Source organism: Nocardia arseniciresistens (genome assembly GCF_046764875.1).
GTDB lineage: Bacteria > Actinomycetota > Actinomycetes > Mycobacteriales > Mycobacteriaceae > Nocardia > Nocardia arseniciresistens.
In genome coordinates this window covers 142912-161031 of the sequence record NZ_JBKORD010000015.1, presented here as the reverse complement: position 1 = coordinate 161031, position 18120 = coordinate 142912, and the positions used below count along the sequence as shown (strand labels likewise).

Genomic DNA, 18120 nt, shown 5'->3' with positions numbered 1-18120 from the left:
GCGTTCACCCTTCTTTGACAGCGAGCAGTGCACCGGTCGACGGCTTGACCTCGGCGAAGTCCACAGTCCGGAAGCCTGCCTCCAACAGGGCTTCTCGATAGCGCCGAATATCGATGGCCGCCAGCGGATCCGCGTGCCGACCGACCGCGGCGACATCGTGGGTGCGGTGCCCGGCAAACCGAGACATGCCCTTGATCACGGCGGGCAGCACGCGGCCGGTCGGGTGGGTATCGGCGAGCAGCAGCCTGCCGCCCGGCCGCAGCACGCGGAACATGTGCGCGAGCGCTGTGCCACGTTGCGCCTCCGGGATGTGGTGCATGACGAAGGTGCAAGTCACTATGTCGACCGAGGCATCGGCCAGTGTCAGCGACTGGGCGGGACCGAGTTCGAACCGGCAGTTCGGCAGTCCGCGGGCGCGGTCGGCCGCGTAGGCGACCATCTTCGGCGACGGGTCGACGCCGATCACGCGTCCGCTCGCACCGACCCGCGCCACCAGCGCGCGAGCGAGATCGCCTGGCCCGCTTCCGATATCGATCGCGTACGCACCGGGAAAAGCACCACTCAACGCGACGAGCCCGGCGTTGAGCGTCCGAGTTCTTCCGAGCATGAAGACGGTCTTGAAGGCGCGGTAGCCGCGCGGCCTGGTCAGCAGGACGCCGACTTCGTTGGCATCGTCAGAATGGGTAATGGCAGACTGTTGTTCGTTTCGGGTCATGTGTTCATGATCTGAAGGAACAGCCGGATCGACCAGAGGCAATATGGCGGAATCGGTTCCGTTCGGGACGGATTCCAGCCTTCTGTTCGGAAGGCCAAGGCGTTCAGGAGGCCCTATGCACGGAACGAAGCTATGAACGACAGCACCGACCGGCGGGTCAGGCGTACCAAGAGCCAGCTACATCGCGCACTGATCGAGCTGATGCTGGAACACGGCTACGACCGGATCACCGTGCGGGATATCTTGCAGCGCGCCGACGTAGGGCGATCGACCTTCTACGCGCACTTCCGCGACAAGGATGACCTGCTGCTGGTGAGCAGCACCGAATACTTGCGTGCCGCGGTGGCCGCGTGCCGCACCGGACGCGATACCGCACCACTGGCGCCGGTCTTCACGCTCTTCCGTCTCGCCGCCGAGAATCCCGAGGTGTACGAGGCGATGCTCGGACGAAACAGCAGCGCGGTGCTGCTGCACGCGACCAGGCGCATGGTCGCGGCGATTCTCACCGAGCAACTGTCCAAACGACTCGACATGGACGAGAAAGAACTCACCACCACCGTGACATTCATGTCATGGGGCGTGACCGGCCTGCTCGGTGCGATCGCCGATACCGAGACACCGCTCTCGGCGACCGAGGCCTACCAACGTTTCGAGCAACTGATCGGTCCCGGCCTCGTCGGACGAGTGCGTGTGGTTGCACCCGCGGACGACTCGAAGGTCACCGCGTTGGCCTCAGTTCCCGTACTGCGCAGTCTCGGGTCGCTCGATCAATAGTGTGTGCGCGATCCCCTCGGCGACCGGGCGATGCCGAATACCCTTCGGCACCACGAACATCTCCCCGGCGTGCAGCGTGACGGCATTCCGGTCCGCCAACTCGATACGGAAGGACCCGTCCCAGCACAGGAAGAGTTCGTCCTCGTCGTGGTGGTGCCAGGGAAACTCCCCCGCCAACTGAGCGACGCGGACAACGGTGTCGTTGACGAGGGCCAACTCACGCTGTTGGAACGGACCCGGCAGGCCCGCGATGGCCGCTGCGATCGAAACGGGTCCGGTGGTGCTTGCTGCTGTCATGGGAACCATCGTCGGGCCGCGCGCACCGGCGATCCAGCGCCAATCGGGCATAATTGGTTTGCTTATGGATCCAATCAATGTGACGGAGCGGCTCGGCCGCTGGTCGGCTGGCCGCGGGCCGTTGTATGCCCTGCTCGCCGCCGGGCTGCGGCGGCTGATCGACGACGGCGACCTATCCCCCGGGGCAACGCTGCCGCCGGATCGCGCCCTCGCCACCGCCTTGGCGGTCGGGCGTAGCACCGTGGTCTCGGCCTACGATCTGCTGCACGACGAAGGTCGAATCGTGCGGCGACAGGGTAGCGGAACCCGGGTCGCGGGAACCCCGCGCGCCGACCGGCCGGGAACTACCAGCGAGCCGATGTTTCTCGACCTGCTCGAACCGCGATCCGACGTGATCTCACTTGCCTGTGCCGCACCGGACCGGCCGCCGTCGGAACTGACCGAGTCCTATGCGGCGATACTGCCCGCACTGGCCGCGACCACCGACGACATCGGCTACTACCCCTCCGGTCATCCCGTCCTGCGTAGCGCTGTCGCCGAGTACTACCGGGGTCGCGCAGTGCCGACAGACCCCGCGCAAATCCTGGTTACCACCGGTGGCCAACAGGCGCTTTCGCTGCTCGCCAGGGCCTATCTCCGTGCGGGCGACCGAGTACTTGTGGAGGCGCCGACCTACCCGGGCGCGTTGGAGGCCTTCCGGGAGGAAGCGGCGGTCCTTGCCGGACTGCCGCCCGGACTGGAGGGTTTCGCGGCGGCAGTACGCGACCAACGTCCCGCCCTCGCGTATGTGATCCCCACCTTCCAGAACCCGACGGGTTCGGTACTGTCCACGCTCGCCCGGCGGCGACTGGCGGAAACCGCGGCCATCGAAGGGGTTCCGTTGATCGATGACGAGGTTCTCGCGGAACTGGGTTTTCCTGGTCACGAGACACCGCCGCCGCTGGCCACTTTCGCGGACACCGTGATCACGATCGGTTCATTGAGCAAGAGTGTCTGGGGCGGACTGCGGGTGGGTTGGATACGCGCGCCCGCGCCCGTCGTCACCAAGCTGGCCAGGCTCCGGGCGGTGCACGACCTCGGCGGCAACCTGCCCGCCCAGCTCGCGGCCGCCGAGCTGCTTTCCCGTCTCGACGGCCTGCTGCGCGGGCAGGCACCCGAGCGCGCGAGGCGCCACGATCATCTGCGCGCGGAACTGGCTCGCCGCCTGCCCGATTGGGAGACGCCCGCGGTCGAGGGCGGCCAGACCCTCTGGGTTCGCCTGCCACACGGAGACGGCGCATCGTTCGCGCAAGCCGCGCTGCGCCACCGTGTTTCGATTCTCGCCGGAAGCGGCTTGGATCCGACGGGTGGCTCCGAGAGCTACCTGCGTATCCACTTCCTGCATCCACTGGAGACGCTCAGCGTGGCGGTCGAGCGCCTTGCCGAGGCATGGCGCACCTACCGGCCGCCCGCGCGGCCGACCACCGCACCACCTGCTCTCGCGATATAGCGCCCTCGGCGGCCCGATCGACGTCAGTTCGCGCGCAACGGTCAGCGACGATCGATCATCGCCAGCGCCTGATCGGCCGCGAGGCAACCAGCCGTGGTCAATTCGAGGTCGGCCAGTGAAGAGGCGGCGGCCTCGGCAGTCGCAGCGGCGACGCAGTCGGTGATCGGATGGACCACGAAGCCGAGATCGGTACCGTGGCGAGCGGTTTGCTCGACCGTCAGGTTGGTGGCGACACCGGTGAGGAACAGAGTGTCGATGCCTCGGTCGGACAGCCAGTCGGCGAGCTTGCTGCCCGCGAGGCCGGAGAGTTTCTGGTTGTCGAAGACCATGGTCGGCTGGTCGATCATTTCCGGAATAAGCTGGTTGGCAGGGGAATCCGGGCGGAAATCGGTCTGGGCCGCGCCGACCGAGCGCATGAAACCGGTATTGCGAACCAACTCACCCTCCCCTACCGGAATCGTGAACCGGGTGAAGATCACCGGCACGCCGCGCGCGGCGGCAGCATCATGGAAGGTCGCGGCACGCGGTACGACGCCGCTGGCGGCGACAGGACCGGCCAGCATCGGTCCGAAAAATCCTTCGGGCCGAATCACATTCACTTGCCAGTGCAGTGCGAGAACAGCCGCGCGGATGCGGGGAATAGCCATGGCCGATCCTTACGCATCCGTGCGGCATATGTCTACGATCCACGTGAAACATCTCGCCGAGTCAGGACGAATAGTCCTTGCGCAGTTGCACTTTCACGACCTTTCCGCTGGCGTTGCGCGGCAATTCGGCGACCACGACCAGGTCTTTCGGATGCTTGTAGCGCGCCAGGTTCTCGTTCAGGAAGGGCGCCAAATCGGCGAGTGTGAGCTCCGCGTCCGCATCGACGAGTGCGACGACGGCGACCGGGACCTCGCCCCACTTCTCGTGCGCCCGCCCGACCACGGCGGCCTCACGAATCTTCGGGTGCGCGAAGAGCACGTTCTCCACCTCGGCGCAGTAGATATTCTCGCCGCCGGAGATGATCATGTCCTTCTTGCGGTCGACCACGTAGAGGAAACCCTCCTCGTCGGCGCGGACCAGGTCACCGGAGTGGAACCAACCGCCGGCGAACGCGTCCGCGGTCGCCTCCGGCTTGTTCCAGTAGCCCGCCATGAGAGTCGGCCCGCGATAGACGATTTCGCCGATCTCGCCGGGGACGACATCGTTCATCTCGTCGTCGACGATGCGGGCCTGGATGGTCGGGATGGGCTTACCGACCGAACCGAGTTTGCGAATCGCGTCCTCGCCATCGAGAACACAAGTGATGGGCGACATTTCGGTCTGGCCGAACACCGCGACATTGGCGGCGTTCGGGAAACAATCGGCCATTGCCCGCAGCACGGTGTCGGAGGCGGGAGCGGCACCCCAACTGAGCATCTTCAGCGCCAGCTTACGGTCCTTGACCGTCGGTTCGTCGCAGATCATCTGCCATTGCGCGGGGACACAGAAGGCCGAGGTGGCCTGCTCGCGCTCTACCGCGTCGAGGAAGTCGGTCGCGTCGAACGCGCCCAGCGGGTGCAGGACGGTCTTGCTACCGAGCTGGAAAGCCGGTGCGAGACTGCCGATTCCGGCGATGTGGAACAGCGGCGAGGTACAGAAACTGATGGAATCGGGACCGAGGTTCAAGGCTCGGATACAGGTCAGCGACTGGGCATTCATGTTCGAGTGCGAGAGCACCGCGCCCTTGGGGCTGCCGGTGGTGCCCGAGGTGTACATGATCAGCGCCGGAGTGTCCTCGGGGATGTCGAGCGGCGTGTGCGCCTGGCCGCCCTCGGCAAGCACATCGTCGTAGCCGAACACGCCGTCGGCGGTCTTGCCGCCGATCACGACGCAGGTCTCCAGTGCGGGCGTCCGGCTCTGCACGGCGGTGGCGAGCGGTTGCAGCATGGCGTCGGTGACGATGGCCTTCGCGCCGCTGTCGGAGACGATGTAGGCGACCTCGGGCGGAGTGAGACGGAAGTTCACCGGCACCGCGATCGCGCCGACGGCGGTGATTCCGAAGACCGCCTCGAGGTATTCGGGATAGTTCAGCGCGAGGATGAGCACCCGATCACCGAGGCCGACGCCGCGGCGGGCGAGCGCGTCGGCGAACTTCAGCGAACGCTCGTTGAGCTGTTGCCACGTGGTGTCCACCCCACAGAACCGAATCGCGACCGCGTCGGGGCGCATCTGCGCGTGCGATGCGATCTGGTTGTTCCAGTGGTTACGCCGGGACCTGGTCGGCTCGTCGAGCGGCTGTACACCGGTGGTCATGCCACGAACTCCTCTCGGACCGTCAGGTGTCCACCGGGATATCCGGCAGCGCTGACGGGCTGAACTGAGACCAGAATAACAACTAACTTACTTGCTGATCAAGAGATCAAGATATGAATCATCGTTAATGATCCGGATATGGTCCTCGATCCGTCGAGACGCCCTCTAAGTGCACTTTTACCGAATGAAGCCCGCTATAAGCTCGGGTATCGCTTGCATGAACCGGAAGTTCGAGTGCGAATCTCGGCTCACTTAGGAGTTGAAGGCGAGGCGATTCCCGTGTCACCATCATTGCCGAAGGGCGGATGGTGTCCGGCTGCCCGCGCGAGGCATAGGAGAAACGCAAATGCTGCGTACCAGGTTCACCGAGACCTTCGGCGTCGAGCACCCGATCGTGCAGGGCGGCATGATGTGGGTCGGCAGGGCCGAGCTCGTCGCGGCCGTCGCCGACGCGGGCGGACTCGGCTTCATCACCGCGCTGACCCAGCCGACGCCCGAGGACCTGCGCCGCGAGATCGCGCGCACCAGGGAACTCACCGACAAGCCGTTCGGTGTGAACGTCACGATCCTGCCTTCGATCAACCCGCCGCCGTACGCCGAATACGTGCAGGCCATCATCGACAGCGGCGTCAAGATCGTCGAGACCGCGGGAAGCAACCCGGAGCCGTTCCTGCCGTACTACAAGGACGCGGGCATCAAGGTGCTGCACAAGTGCACCAGCGTGCGGCACGCGCTCAAGGCCGAGCGCATCGGTGTCGACGGCGTCAGTATCGACGGCTTCGAGTGCGCGGGCCATCCCGGTGAGGACGACATCCCCGGCCTGGTATTGATCCCCGCCGCCGCCCGCGAACTGCGCATTCCGATGGTCGCCTCCGGCGGCATCGCCGACGCGCGTGGCCTGGTCGCCGCCCTCGCGCTCGGCGCGGACGGCGTCAACATGGGCACCCGTTTCCTGTGCACTCAGGAATCCTCGATCGCGCAGCAGGTCAAGGAGCAGATCGTCGCCAACTCCGAGCGCGATACCCAGCTCATCTTCCGCACCATGCACAACACCGCGAGAGTCGCCGACAACGAGATCAGCCGCAAGGTGGTCGAAATCGAAAAGTCCGGCGGCACTTTCGATGATGTCCGCGATCTCGTCTCCGGTGCCAGGGGCCGCCGCGTCTTCGAAGAGGGCGACCTCGACGCGGGAATCTGGTCCGCGGGACTGTGCCAGGGCCTGATCCACGACATCCCCACCTGCGCGGAACTCATCTCCCGCATGGTCGCCGAGGCCGAAGAACTCATCACCGCCCGGCTGGCCGGAGCGGTCGTCGTCGGCTGACCGGACGCGAAACCCTTCGCCTCGTCCGCTTTCGGAGAAACGCGGGCCGCACCGGCAGCTGTACCGCGGTGGGAGATCAGTGCAGGTTGAGGCGTGCCAGTTCGACGCGACTGGCAACGCCCAGCTTGGGAAACGCTCGATACAGATGGTGGCCAACGGTTTTCGGGCTCAGGAACAGCTGGGCGGCGATCTCTTTGTTCGTCGCTCCGCCGGAAGCCAGTCGGACCACCTGGAATTCCTGCGGCGTGAGCACCGCGGCCAAATCGGTTTCCGGCTCCGGTACCGCCCCCTCCCCCGCCGCGCGCAGTTCGGTGCGTGCACGGTCGGCCCATGGCGCCGCGCCGAGGCGATCGAAGATCTCCAACGCTTTACGCAGGTGAGTACGGGCCTCATTGGCGCGACGCTCGCGGCGCAACCACTCGCCGTAGTGCAGCGCCGTGCGTGCGTAGTCGTACCAACGCTCCACGTCGGCATGCAATTTCATCGCACTGGCGAACAGCTCTCCCTCCCCGCTCAGCAACCCCTGGCAGCGCAGCGTCAACGCTTGCGCCCACGGCGAGTCGATGGCGCTCGACCAATCCTCGATATCGGCCAACGCCTCGATCGCCCGCTCCGGGCTTCGCATCCGCACCGCGGCTTCCACCAGGTCCGACAGCAGTTCGATCCATTGGCCGCGGGCCCGCTTCGGCGAGTTGTGCTGCGCCTGCAACCGATCGAACGCGAGCTCGTAGCGACCGGAACCCAGGTCGAGCAATGCGAGCGCCCATTCGAAGTGCGTGGCGTCGATGGCGCTGTAGTCGCCGGACGCGTCACGCAAATTGCGTTCGACCAGCTCGCGGCAGCGCCGCTCGTCGCCGCGGACGGCCGCGATGATCGCCAGATTTCCTTCGGCGTGGACCACCCGGTTCGGCTGGCCGATATCGGCGGCGATCCGCCCGTACTGCGTCGAATTCAACTCGGCCTCTCGGAAATGGCCGAGGATCATTTCCGTGGTCGCGAGCGTGCAGCCGACGGCAGGCAGCCAGCCGACCATGCCCCGCTCACGCAGCAATGCGGCCAGCTCCGACAACAACTCTCGCGCGTCCTGCATATCGCCGATCAGCGCGGCCTGCAACGCGTAAGCCAGCCGGATCGAGATCATTTCGAGCGGGATCATGCGGCTGAAGGCCACACTCTGGCGGATCTGAGCTATCCCGCTCGCCCGGCTCCCGGAATGCAGCGAGAGCGGACCGTCCACCGAGGAGACCAGTAGCGCGCCCTGCTCGCCGAGTGGCAGCTCTGCCATCCGGTTACGCGCCCGATAGACCCCGTCGAGGTCACCCGCGGTCCACGCGGCGCGCCCCGCTTCGATCAATGTCCAAGCGGCACGCTCGGGTTCGACCTGCGCGAGGTGCTCGGCGGCCTCCATGAACAGCTTGTGTGACCTGCGCAATGAGCCGTGCTCGAACTCGATCAGCCCACGCACCCCACCGATCCGGCCACGCTGGCTCGGCTCGAGGTGCAATAGCTCGGCCTGCTCCGCAAGACGAAGGGCGCGATCGGTCCTGCCTGCTTCCATGGCGGTTTCGACCGCCGAGAGCAGCCGCCGAGCGCGCATCGCGGGGTCGGGAGTGAGCGCCGCCGCACGCTCGAGCGCCGCGGCCGCGGAGGCATGACCGGTTCGGTCGCGGGCCCGATCCGCCGCGACTTCCAAAGCCGCAGCGACGATTTCATCCGGCCCCGTCGCAGCCGCGGCTCGGTGCCAGGCGCTACGGTCCGGATCATCGGCCAGTGCCGAGGCGATGGCGGCGTGCACCGCGATCCGCTGGGTGAAAGGTGCACTGTGATAGGACGCGGCACGCTTCAACGGGTGCCGAAACGTCACTGACGGTCCGGTGATGTTCACCATCCCGGAGCGCTCCGCCTCGGCGAGCGCGTCGGCGGTGAGCCCCATTTCGGTCAGCACCCGCAGCACAAGTCCGAGGTCACCGGTCTCCTCGGCGGCGACGACCAACATCGCGGCGCGGGCAGATTCGGACTGGTCCGCGATGTAGCGCGCGTAGCCGGTCTCCAGGCGGGATGGCAGCGGCAGCGGTCCCAGCTGCGGCGAATCGAGATCCATGTGCGGCAATTCGAGCAGCGCCAATGGATTTCCCGACGCTTCGGCGAGTATCCGGCGACGCACGGCCAGCTTCAGGTTCGGCCAGAAATCCGCGAGCATGGCTTCGGCATCGGTTCCGTCCAACGACGCGAGGCGCAGTTCCGGCAGACCGGGTGCGGTGAATTCGCTGCGACCGGCGAACAACATCACGATGCCTTCGGCACCGAGCCGGCGGGCCGCGAACAGCAGTGCGTCGGCGGACGGTCGATCAAGCCACTGCGCATCGTCGATCAGGCACAGCACCGGACCCTCGGCGGACAATTCGGCCAGCAGCGACAGCGTGGCGACCCCGACGAGGAACCGGTCGGCCTGCTCGGCCGGGCACAATCCGAGCGCACCCCGTAGGGCGTCGCGTTGTGGGGCAGGCACGGCGTCGAGTCGATCCAAAGTCGGGTTGAGCAACAGGTGCAGACCCGCGAAGGGAAGCTCGGATTCGCTTTCGATACCGGTGCAGCGCAACACCCGCCAGCGGTCCCCAACCAGTTCCTCGGCATGGCGCAGCAACGCGGACTTGCCCTCGCCCGCCTCGGCAATAACGGCAAGCGCACCACTTCGGGAACGGCGTGCCCGCTCCAGCAAGCTCCCGATCTGCTGTATTTCCGCAGCGCGACCGTAGAGCATGTACGACAACCTAAGCGGCCGGCGCGGAATCAGCAAACGCGGTTATCGGGCAGCTAACGCCGCGACGGCGGTGTAGTCGTGGGCCGCGATGATGTCGATTCCGTCGGGCACCGCGTGCAACCGGTGGATGGTCGCGAATGCCGCGTCCCGGTCGGCGTCGAACAGCTGACCGGGCATCGGCGCTTTTTCCCTGATGAGCTCGACCTGGAGCTTGTTCCACACCGCGTCACCGGCCAGCAGCACTCGACTGCCATCGTCGACCGCGAGCAATACGCCGATACTGCCCGGCGTGTGCCCTGCCAGATCGACCAGCAGCACCGAGCCGTCACCGAACAGGTCTTTGCTGCGCGGGAAGGTCAAGACCGGTGGCCCGTCGAGCTCGAAGGTATCGAAGGTGCGAGCACGCAGCGGGCCGCGAGCGACGCCCATCGGGGCATGCTCACCACCCATGGCCCAGGCGTGCTCGGCGGATGGGAGACGGACCACGACCGAGTCGGGCAGCTCGAGCAGACCCGACACATGGTCCCAGTGCAGGTGGGTCGGAATCACGAAGTCGATCGCGGAGACGGCGATATCGCGCGCGGCAAGCGCATCGGAAAGTCCGAGCACAGGTTTATCCGGCGCGACCAGCAACGGGATCGGGAACGGCAGCTCGGGAAGCACCCGATCGTGCACACCGGAGCACAGCGCAGGGTCGACAAGGAACCGCGCGCTCGAATGCTCGATCAGGTAGGCCGACATCGTCATCGGCAGCTCGCCCAAGCTGCGCACCCCCTCGGCGACGATGGTCGTCGGCACCGACATCCTGGCCTGCATCAGCACCGTGAGACCAACGGTGGCCGTCGCGGGCGGCAGAGGCTGTGGGTTCAGGCTCGCGAGCAATGCGGCATCGGGGCGACGCGGCCGCAACAACCGGCCCGGCGTGGCCGCGACCGCGGCGCAACACCGCAGGAGAGTGGGCAGGGTCGGCGTCCGCTCGCTGCTGTCGGGCATCGTGCCACCGTATGCGATAGCACCGGAAGATGGACGAACCGGGAGGCCAGACAATTCCCGACCTTGCCCATGGAGATTTCTGCGGCATAATTTCTGGGGCGGCAACTTCCGGTCGAAGGGGGGCGAGACGTATGGTGTCCAGTCCGCGGACCGCGCTCACCATCGCCGCCATCGCCGCGATCGCCAGTCTGCTCGGAATCGATGCGGCGGCCGTATCGACCAGCACCCCGTTCAGCGACATGGGACTGAGCTCACTTCAGCTCGCCAGGCTCACGGCACACCTGGAAGATGCCATGGGCGTGGAGGTTTCACTCACCGCGCTGTTCGACCACCCGGATATCGAGCAACTGGTCGAGTACCTCGCGGTGCCATGACAACCACCACACCGAACCGGCCGCATGCGCCGGTATCCATCGTCGGGATCGGCTGCCGGGTTCCCGGTGCCGCGGGCGTTGCCGACTTCTGGCGAATGCTGCTCGATGGCACCGACGCCACCGGCGAGCCACCGGCCGGACGGCTCGGTGCGCGCCGTGGCGGGTATCTCGACGATGTCGAATCCTTCGACAACGATTGGTTCGCCATCTCCGGCCGGGAGGCCGCGCTGATGGATCCACAGCAGCGGCTTGCGATCGAAGTCGCGGTCGAGGCCATCGATGACGCGGGAATCGGCTATCGCACAAAGGGTTCCGCGGCCGCGGTGATCTTCGGTGCCTGCGCCTACGACCACGGCATCTCGGTGCTCGGACACGGCGGGAACGATGCGCCCTACGCGGTGACCGGATCCGCGCTGAGCATTATCGCCAATCGGCTGTCCTACGTGCTCGACCTGCACGGACCGAGCCTGGTGGTGGACAGCGCCTGCTCGTCCTCGCTGGCCGCGGTCGATCTCGCGCTGCGCTTGCTCGCCGACGAAGCGGTGCCCTTCGCCATCGTGGGCGGTGTCAACCTCACGCTGCTACCGCATACCTCGGATTACCTGGCCGAGGGCGGGTTCCTCGCGCGCGACGGTCGCTGCAAACCATTCGACGCCGCGGCCGACGGCTACACCCGCAGCGATGGCTGCGGTGTGATCATCTTGCAGCGCACCGCCGACGCGCTGCGCGAAGGCAACCGGGTGTACGCGGAGATCGTCGGATCCGCGGTCGGCTCGGGCGGACGCGCCAACGGTCTCTACGCGCCGAACGGCCGCGCCCAGCAGGACACCGTGCGCGCCGCGTGGGCCGGTGCCGGGCTCGACCCCTGTACCGCCGGATACCTCGAATGCCACGGCACCGGTACACCATTGGGTGATGCGGTGGAGATCGGTGCGCTCGCGGCGGTACTGCACGGCGGTCGCGGCGAACCGACCTGGATCGGATCGGTCAAATCCAATATCGGCCATCTGGAGGCGGCCGCGGGCGTGACCGGCCTGATCAAAACGGCACTGTCCATCCGCAACGGCGTGATCGCACCGACCATCAACTTCCACACCGAAAACCCGCTGCTCGAACTCGCCGAGCGCGGAATGCGCGTCGCGACGGAACCCATCGAGTGGGGCGATACCCCGGTGGCGCAACGCCGTGCCGGGGTGAGCTCGTTCGGTTTCGGCGGCACCAATGCCCACGTAGTACTGCGCGGCCTTGCCGATGCGCACTCGCGACGCGGCGGCGAACCACCCGTGCTGATAGCGGTGAGCGGACGCGATATCGCGGACCTGCGCGCACGTGCGCAGCGTTGGGCTGATCTGCTCGATCCCGATCCCGACACTGCTGAGCCCGACACTGCTGACACAGCACATGGCACCTCTGACGCGGCACATGGCACTGTTGACGCAGCACATCGCACTGCTGACGCGGCATGTGACAATTCCGGCTCATTGCGGCAATTCGGTTCGGCCACCGCGCGATTGATTCCGGAGAATACTCGGGCCACAGTCGTCGCCTCGGATACCGGCGAGGCGGTCCGTCGCCTGCGGGCGCTGGCCCGCGGCGACTACGGCACCGGTGTGCTCGGCCCCGGTTCGGTACGGCGGCGGGGTGGTGTCTTGTTCCTGTTCTCCGGACAGGGTGGCCAGCATACGAAAATGGGGCGGGCGCTCGCGGCACGCTATCCGGTATTCGCCTCGTCCGTCACGGCGGCGGCCGATGCGATTGCCGATGCGGGCGGGCCGCGGATCTGGACTCCCCGCAAGGGGTTCGCGCTCGGCTCCCCCACCGCGAGCAACGGCAGTGCCGCCACCGAACTCGTGCAGCCCGCGATGTTCGCCTTCCAGGTGGGGATGGCGAAACTATTGGCATCGTGGGGTGTCACGCCGGACGCGGTCCTCGGCCACAGCCTCGGCGAAGTAGCCGCAGCGGCCGTCAGCGGCGCGTTGTCGTTGTCGGATGCGGCGCGAGTCATCGTGCGACGCAGCGGAATATTGGCGCAACTCGACGGCCACGGGGCGATGGCGGTGGTGGAGGCGGCGCCGGAGGAAGCGGCGAGTCTGGTTGAACCGCTGCGCGCGATGGTGGGCATCGCGGCGATCAACGGGCCGCGTTCGGTTGTCGTCTCCGGCGCACCGAAGTACGTGGACACCGTTGTGCGCAGGGCGAAGCGCCGTGGACTGTTCGCGCAGCGGATCGCCGTGGATTTCGCCGCGCACAGCCCACAGGTTGCCGCGGTGCTGCCGGAATTCACCGACGCGCTCCACGACCTCGACCCCCTGGCGCCGCACACGCCCGTCTATTCCACCGCGCACCGAGGCAAAAGGATTGCCGCGGCGGAGATGGACGCCGACTACTGGGCCGACAATGCTTCCAAGACAGTCGAACTGGCCGCCGCTCTCGAGCGGGCCGCCACCGACGGACTTTCCACCGTGCTGGAGATCGCACCTCATTCCGTGCTCATACCCGCAGTCCGTGAGTATGACGACTTCCGCGATTCGGCCTACCCGGTCGCAAGCCGCGACGACGAGGCAGCGACCTTTATCGCCGGCCTCGGGCATCTCTACATCGAGGGCCGATCAGTCGACTGGTCCGCGCACGGGCCATTCACCTCGACACCGCCGCCTCGGCGTTGGATCAAGCAGCGATTCCCGCTGATCAGCGCGCCCGACCGCCGCATTCCCGTCGCGCCCGATAGCCACCCGCCGGTCGTGGCCGATGGCGCCGTCGCCACACCCGTCGATTCCAGCACCCTCGCGCGGCACACCGGAAACGACGAGGACGCTCGCATCGGCGAATCCGTTTTCCCCGCCGACGATCTCAAAGACCACGTAGTGCATGGCGTGCCGACAGTGCCAGCGGTGTTCTGGCTGCGCCGATTGCTGAAGGTGGCGCACTCGTCGGCGCGGGGAACGACGGCCACGATGCTCGGCGACTTCGTGGTGCACGAACAAACCGACCTGACCGCGCTGCCAACGGTTACCTACCGGCAGGACGCCGAAACAGGAACTGTACGAGCGGAGACCACAGGGGCTGGGACACTCGCTTCGGCTCGGCCCACCGGTAGCCCGACGCCTGCGCACATTGTCGCGTGGATGCGCGTGGTCGACGCGAATCGTGCTGCGCGCCATCGTATGTCCGCGATTGATCCTGAGGTGTTCTACGACGCCCTGCGCCGCCGACAGCTCGAATACGGACCGGCCTTCCGCGCACTGCGTGTCATCGAGGCCGGATATGGTTGCGCACTGGGCACTTTCGATGCCGCGCCGCTGCACCGCGCGGCGACACTCGACGGCTGCCTGCACCTGCTCGCCGCGGCCGGCTTCGACGGTCTTCCCTCCGATGCGGTCCCCCTGCCGATCGGCCTCGAATCCGCGTGGCTGTCCACGGAATCGGATCGGATGGTGCTCGAGGCGCACGCGATTGTGCGTGAACGCACGGATACCGGCCTGACCGGTGACATCGTCGGCACCGACCAATACGGTGTGCCCGTACTGGCCCTTTCTGGTGTCGCGGTGCACTTCGCGACGCTGAACGGAAACCGGTCGCGGATCGAATTCAATTCGGCCACCGGCCCTTTCCGTCGAGAGACTTGGGATCCGGTGCAACTCGGATGGGCGACCGACACGTCGGCAGGCCGCACGGCATCGGGATCCAGCCGTGCGCAACGGGCGCTCGTGATCGGGGAATCAATGTCGGCCGTTCGGCTGACCAGGGAACTCGACCGCACGCTGCCCACCGAGCGGGTCGCGCGCGAGCCCGACGCGGCGGGGCCGATCGTCTCCGCGGTGCTCGCGGGCCGGACAATGGCGGCCCGCACCGCGGTAGTGCTGGTCTGGCCGTCCGAGCCCGATGCCGAACAGCTGAAGAGATTCACCGGCACCGGCACCGTCTCGACCGTCGGGCGCATCCTCGATGTGATCCAGCGCGTCCAAGCCGTCGATGCCACAGGTTCATTGACGGTCGTGCTCCCCGACCACAGCATGCCCGCTTTCAACCCGGCATCGGCCGAGACCGGCGGCGGCGACAGCTCGGTGCCGATGGCGATCGCCGGGTTGGTGCGCTCCCTTCAGCTCGAATCGGGACGAGACGTACGGCTGGTGTGGAGCGATGGTTCCGCCGAGAGCACCGCGCTACTGCGCGGCATCATCGTCGACATATCCGCCGAACAAGCCGCCCTTGTGCCCTCTGAGCTGCGAATTTCACTCGGCCGCACGGCCACTCGCCGGTTCATCCCCGCGCGCCTGCGTTCCACGTCTCCGGCGCCCATCGATACCAACGGCACCTACGTTGTCACCGGTGGACTCGGTGCGCTCGGTGCCGTCGCGGTGCGCTGGCTGCTCGACGCGGGGGCGCACGATGTGGTGGTGCTGACCCGCGCTCCCCGACCGGTGCCCGCACTGCTTGAGGGTATGGAGGACCGGATCGTCGTTGTTCGGTGCGACGTTGCCGATCGAAACGATCTCGGCAACGCGCTCAACGATATTCGAGAATGCGGCTCGACGATCCGCGGCATCGTGCACGCTGCGGGAAGCCTGGAGGACGCGGCATTCGACGCCGTCAGCAGTCGGCAGCTCGCCAGGATGTTCGCGCCGAAGCATCGCGGCGCGAACAATCTGATCGAACTCACCGCGGCGGATCCCACCGATTTCGTGCTGCTGTTCTCCTCGGCCACCGGCGCACTCGGCGCACCCGGGCAGGCCGCCTATGCCGGTGCCAATGCCGCGATGGACGCGCTCGCTCTCGCCCATCCGGGCCGTCGGGTGTCGAGTATCGGCTGGGGCGTATGGGAATCCGGGCTCGCTCGAGCCGCCGGTGGGGCCGCACACATGCGCCGCGCGGGAATCTCCGCGTTCACCGCAGCTCGGGGGACCGAGCTGCTGGCGCAAGTGCTGCACTACGACGGCGACTACCTTCTCGCGCTCGACTACGCGCCGACTTCCGATTCGTCTCCGATCGCGGTGCGGCTCAGAGATTTGCTCGCCGCCGCCGGAAAGTCCGCAGCGAGTGCCGAATCGACGCCGATCGACGCGGCTGGCTCGAATCCGCTTCGAGTCGAAGAGAATCCGGCCGAGTCGCTGAACGCGGCCATCCGTATGGTGCTCGGTGCCACCCTCGATCTTCCTGCCGAAAACATGCATCCCACAGCCGATTTCAATGAACTCGGCCTCAGCTCGTTGCTCGGCATCGAAATGCGCCGCAGGCTGGAAACCCGGCTCGGCATCCGAATCTCGACTGCCGAACTCTTCGAGCACCCGACCATCACCGCACTCGGCGCCGCCTTGGCGGACCGGGTCGCCGGGACGAATCCTCCTGGGGTCACGTGACACCGGCTACCGGACCGCCACATAACGAGCTGGCCGTCCGGGTCGCCGAGTGGGCTCGCATCAAACCCGACGCCGACGCCTATACCGAATTGCGTTATCGCGGTGCCGAATGCGTGCCGGTCACATTGAGCTACGCCCGATTACATTCGGTCGCGGGAACACTCGCACAGCAGCTGAGGATCTCGACCGATACGGGCGACCGGGTGGCGATCATGTGCGCACACGGCCTCGACTATGTCATCGCTTTCCTGGGTTGCCTCTACAGCAACCGTGTCGCCGTCCCACTCTTTCCAGCAACGGGCATCCGCAACCGCGACCGCGTAGACGGCGTGCTCGCCGACGCCCGGCCATCGCTCAGTCTGATCTCGGCAACGGACCGGACGACTTCAGAGCTCTTCGGCCCGGCACTCGGCCGCGTATTCGCACTACCGGCGGATGTCACCGTCGCGGCGGCGGTGCCGAATCCGGTCATCGATACACTCCGCGCTGATCTCGCCTACCTGCAATACACCTCCGGCTCCACCAGGACACCTGCCGGAGTCGCGGTCACCCATGCGAATTTGGCTGCGGCACTGGGACAGCTGTGGTCTTCGGTGCCCGCGACGCGAAACAGCCCCATCGTGACCTGGCTGCCGTTCTTCCACGATATGGGCCTCGTCTTCGCCCTGTCCCTACCGTTGTACTCAGGGGTGCACGGGGTGACCGTGGCGCCCGCGGAATTCGTGAAAAGGCCCATCCGCTGGCTGCGTGCCTGTAGCGACTACCGGGCAGGCGCCACGGGCGGGCCCAACTTCGGTCTTGCCCTCGCTGTCTCGGCGACCACACCCGAGGAGCGGGACGGATTGGACCTATCCGGACTGGAGACGCTGCTCAACGGCGCCGAACCGATCCGCGCCGATGTGCTGGCAGACTTCACCGAAACGTATGCCGCCCAAGGCTTCCGCAACCGGGCGCATACCCCCGGGTACGGACTGGCCGAGGCGACACTTTCAGTGACGGTGTGCGCACCCGAGGACGAGCCCGTCGCACTCCGATTCGATCGTGCGGCCTTGGCACACGGCCATGCGGCCACGTCACCCGATGGCGTCCCACTCGTCGGCTGCGGGACCGCGGCGCGCCAACGTGTCGCGGTGGTGCATCCGGTCGAGCGGATCGAGGTCGCCGAGGCGACCGTCGGTGAAATCTGGGTCGCGGGCCCGAATGTTTGTGCGGGCTACTACAACAACCCCGATACGACCTCGGAGAGCTTCGGCCTCCGCCTGCCCGGCAGCACCGCATCCTGGTTGCGCACCGGCGACCTCGGCTTCTGGTACGACGGGCAACTCTATATCGCGGGGCGGCTCAAAGATCTCATCGTCATCGATGGGCGCAACCACTACCCGTCCGATATCGAGACGACGGTGACCGCGTGCGCGCCCGAGGTCCGTCCCGGTCACGTGACGGTATTCGGACACGACGACGACCACCGCGAAAACCTGGTCGTGGTCGCCGAACTAGCGAAAGCCGACCCCACCGAAGCCGACGAACTAACCGCGCTCGCACAGCGGATCCGAGTCGCCATCGCCGCCGCCCACCAGGTGAGCGCGGATGCGGTGGTCCTGGTCGAGCCAGGGCGGATCCCGAAGACCTCCAGCGGCAAACTGCGGCGCGGCGAATGCCGGGCACTGTACGGCGCGGGACGACTGCCACATCTGGCCGTCGTCGGCACCCGCCCACCACCGGGCCGGACGTAGCGCTTCGAATAGCACGAGACGGC

General features: G+C 66.8%; 12 protein-coding genes. 6 read left to right on the top strand and 6 right to left on the bottom strand.

Annotation, left to right across the window (positions count from 1 at the left end):
* Window positions 1-4: 4 nt before the first annotated feature.
* On the bottom strand, window positions 5-715 hold the full coding sequence (locus ACLMAJ_RS26725) for a class I SAM-dependent methyltransferase (RefSeq protein WP_412016580.1): 711 nt from the start codon (window positions 713-715) through the stop codon (window positions 5-7).
* 132 nt (window positions 716-847) lie between these two features.
* Here ACLMAJ_RS26725 and ACLMAJ_RS26720 point away from each other — a divergent pair, with 132 nt between their 5' ends.
* Window positions 848-1489: a TetR/AcrR family transcriptional regulator gene (locus tag ACLMAJ_RS26720; protein WP_412016579.1), complete on the top strand. Its 642-nt coding sequence runs from the start codon at window positions 848-850 to the stop codon at window positions 1487-1489.
* On the opposite strand, the gene ACLMAJ_RS26715 is transcribed toward ACLMAJ_RS26720, so the two are convergent.
* Window positions 1448-1786, bottom strand: a complete 339-nt coding sequence (locus ACLMAJ_RS26715) for a cupin domain-containing protein (protein ID WP_412016578.1) — start codon at window positions 1784-1786, stop codon at window positions 1448-1450. The two genes, ACLMAJ_RS26720 and ACLMAJ_RS26715, sit on opposite strands and share 42 nt — an antisense overlap.
* 64 nt (window positions 1787-1850) lie before the next feature.
* On the opposite strand from ACLMAJ_RS26715, the gene ACLMAJ_RS26710 reads away from it, so the two are divergent.
* Window positions 1851-3275: an aminotransferase-like domain-containing protein gene (locus tag ACLMAJ_RS26710; RefSeq protein ID WP_412016577.1), complete on the top strand. Its 1425-nt coding sequence runs from the start codon at window positions 1851-1853 to the stop codon at window positions 3273-3275.
* Between the two features lie 41 nt (window positions 3276-3316).
* Here ACLMAJ_RS26710 and ACLMAJ_RS26705 read toward each other — a convergent pair whose 3' ends face one another.
* Window positions 3317-3922 (bottom strand): cysteine hydrolase family protein, encoded by a 606-nt coding sequence (locus ACLMAJ_RS26705; RefSeq protein ID WP_412016576.1) that lies wholly within the window; start codon window positions 3920-3922, stop codon window positions 3317-3319.
* A 61-nt stretch (window positions 3923-3983) separates the two neighbouring features.
* Complete coding sequence (fadD5, locus tag ACLMAJ_RS26700; RefSeq protein ID WP_412016575.1) at window positions 3984-5555, bottom strand: fatty-acid--CoA ligase FadD5; 1572 nt, start codon at window positions 5553-5555, stop codon at window positions 3984-3986.
* 346 nt (window positions 5556-5901) lie between these two features.
* Between fadD5 and ACLMAJ_RS26695 the strand changes: the two genes are divergently transcribed.
* Complete coding sequence (locus tag ACLMAJ_RS26695) at window positions 5902-6879, top strand: NAD(P)H-dependent flavin oxidoreductase (RefSeq protein WP_412016574.1); 978 nt, start codon at window positions 5902-5904, stop codon at window positions 6877-6879.
* A gap of 76 nt (window positions 6880-6955) precedes the next feature.
* Here ACLMAJ_RS26695 and ACLMAJ_RS26690 read toward each other — a convergent pair whose 3' ends face one another.
* Both ACLMAJ_RS26690 and ACLMAJ_RS26685 read right to left on the bottom strand, forming a co-directional pair.
* On the bottom strand, window positions 6956-9640 hold the full coding sequence (locus ACLMAJ_RS26690; RefSeq protein ID WP_412016573.1) for a helix-turn-helix transcriptional regulator: 2685 nt from the start codon (window positions 9638-9640) through the stop codon (window positions 6956-6958).
* Between the two features lie 42 nt (window positions 9641-9682).
* Window positions 9683-10633: an MBL fold metallo-hydrolase gene (locus ACLMAJ_RS26685; protein WP_412016572.1), complete on the bottom strand. Its 951-nt coding sequence runs from the start codon at window positions 10631-10633 to the stop codon at window positions 9683-9685.
* Window positions 10634-10764: 131 nt separating this feature from the next.
* On the opposite strand from ACLMAJ_RS26685, the gene ACLMAJ_RS26680 reads away from it, so the two are divergent.
* From ACLMAJ_RS26680 to ACLMAJ_RS26670, 3 genes are read left to right on the top strand one after another with little or no spacing between them, the layout of a single operon-like run.
* Entirely contained in the window at window positions 10765-11007 is a 243-nt protein-coding gene (locus ACLMAJ_RS26680; RefSeq protein ID WP_412016571.1) for an acyl carrier protein, read from the top strand.
* Window positions 11004-16364, top strand: a complete 5361-nt coding sequence (locus tag ACLMAJ_RS26675; RefSeq protein ID WP_412016570.1) for an SDR family NAD(P)-dependent oxidoreductase — start codon at window positions 11004-11006, stop codon at window positions 16362-16364. The genes ACLMAJ_RS26680 and ACLMAJ_RS26675 overlap by 4 nt, the downstream gene beginning before the upstream one ends.
* The gene (locus ACLMAJ_RS26670; protein ID WP_412016569.1) at window positions 16361-18097 is read left to right on the top strand and encodes a fatty acyl-AMP ligase; all 1737 of its coding nucleotides are present in this window, start codon (window positions 16361-16363) and stop codon (window positions 18095-18097) included. Before ACLMAJ_RS26675 ends, ACLMAJ_RS26670 begins: the two co-directional genes overlap by 4 nt.
* Window positions 18098-18120 lie beyond the last annotated feature (23 nt).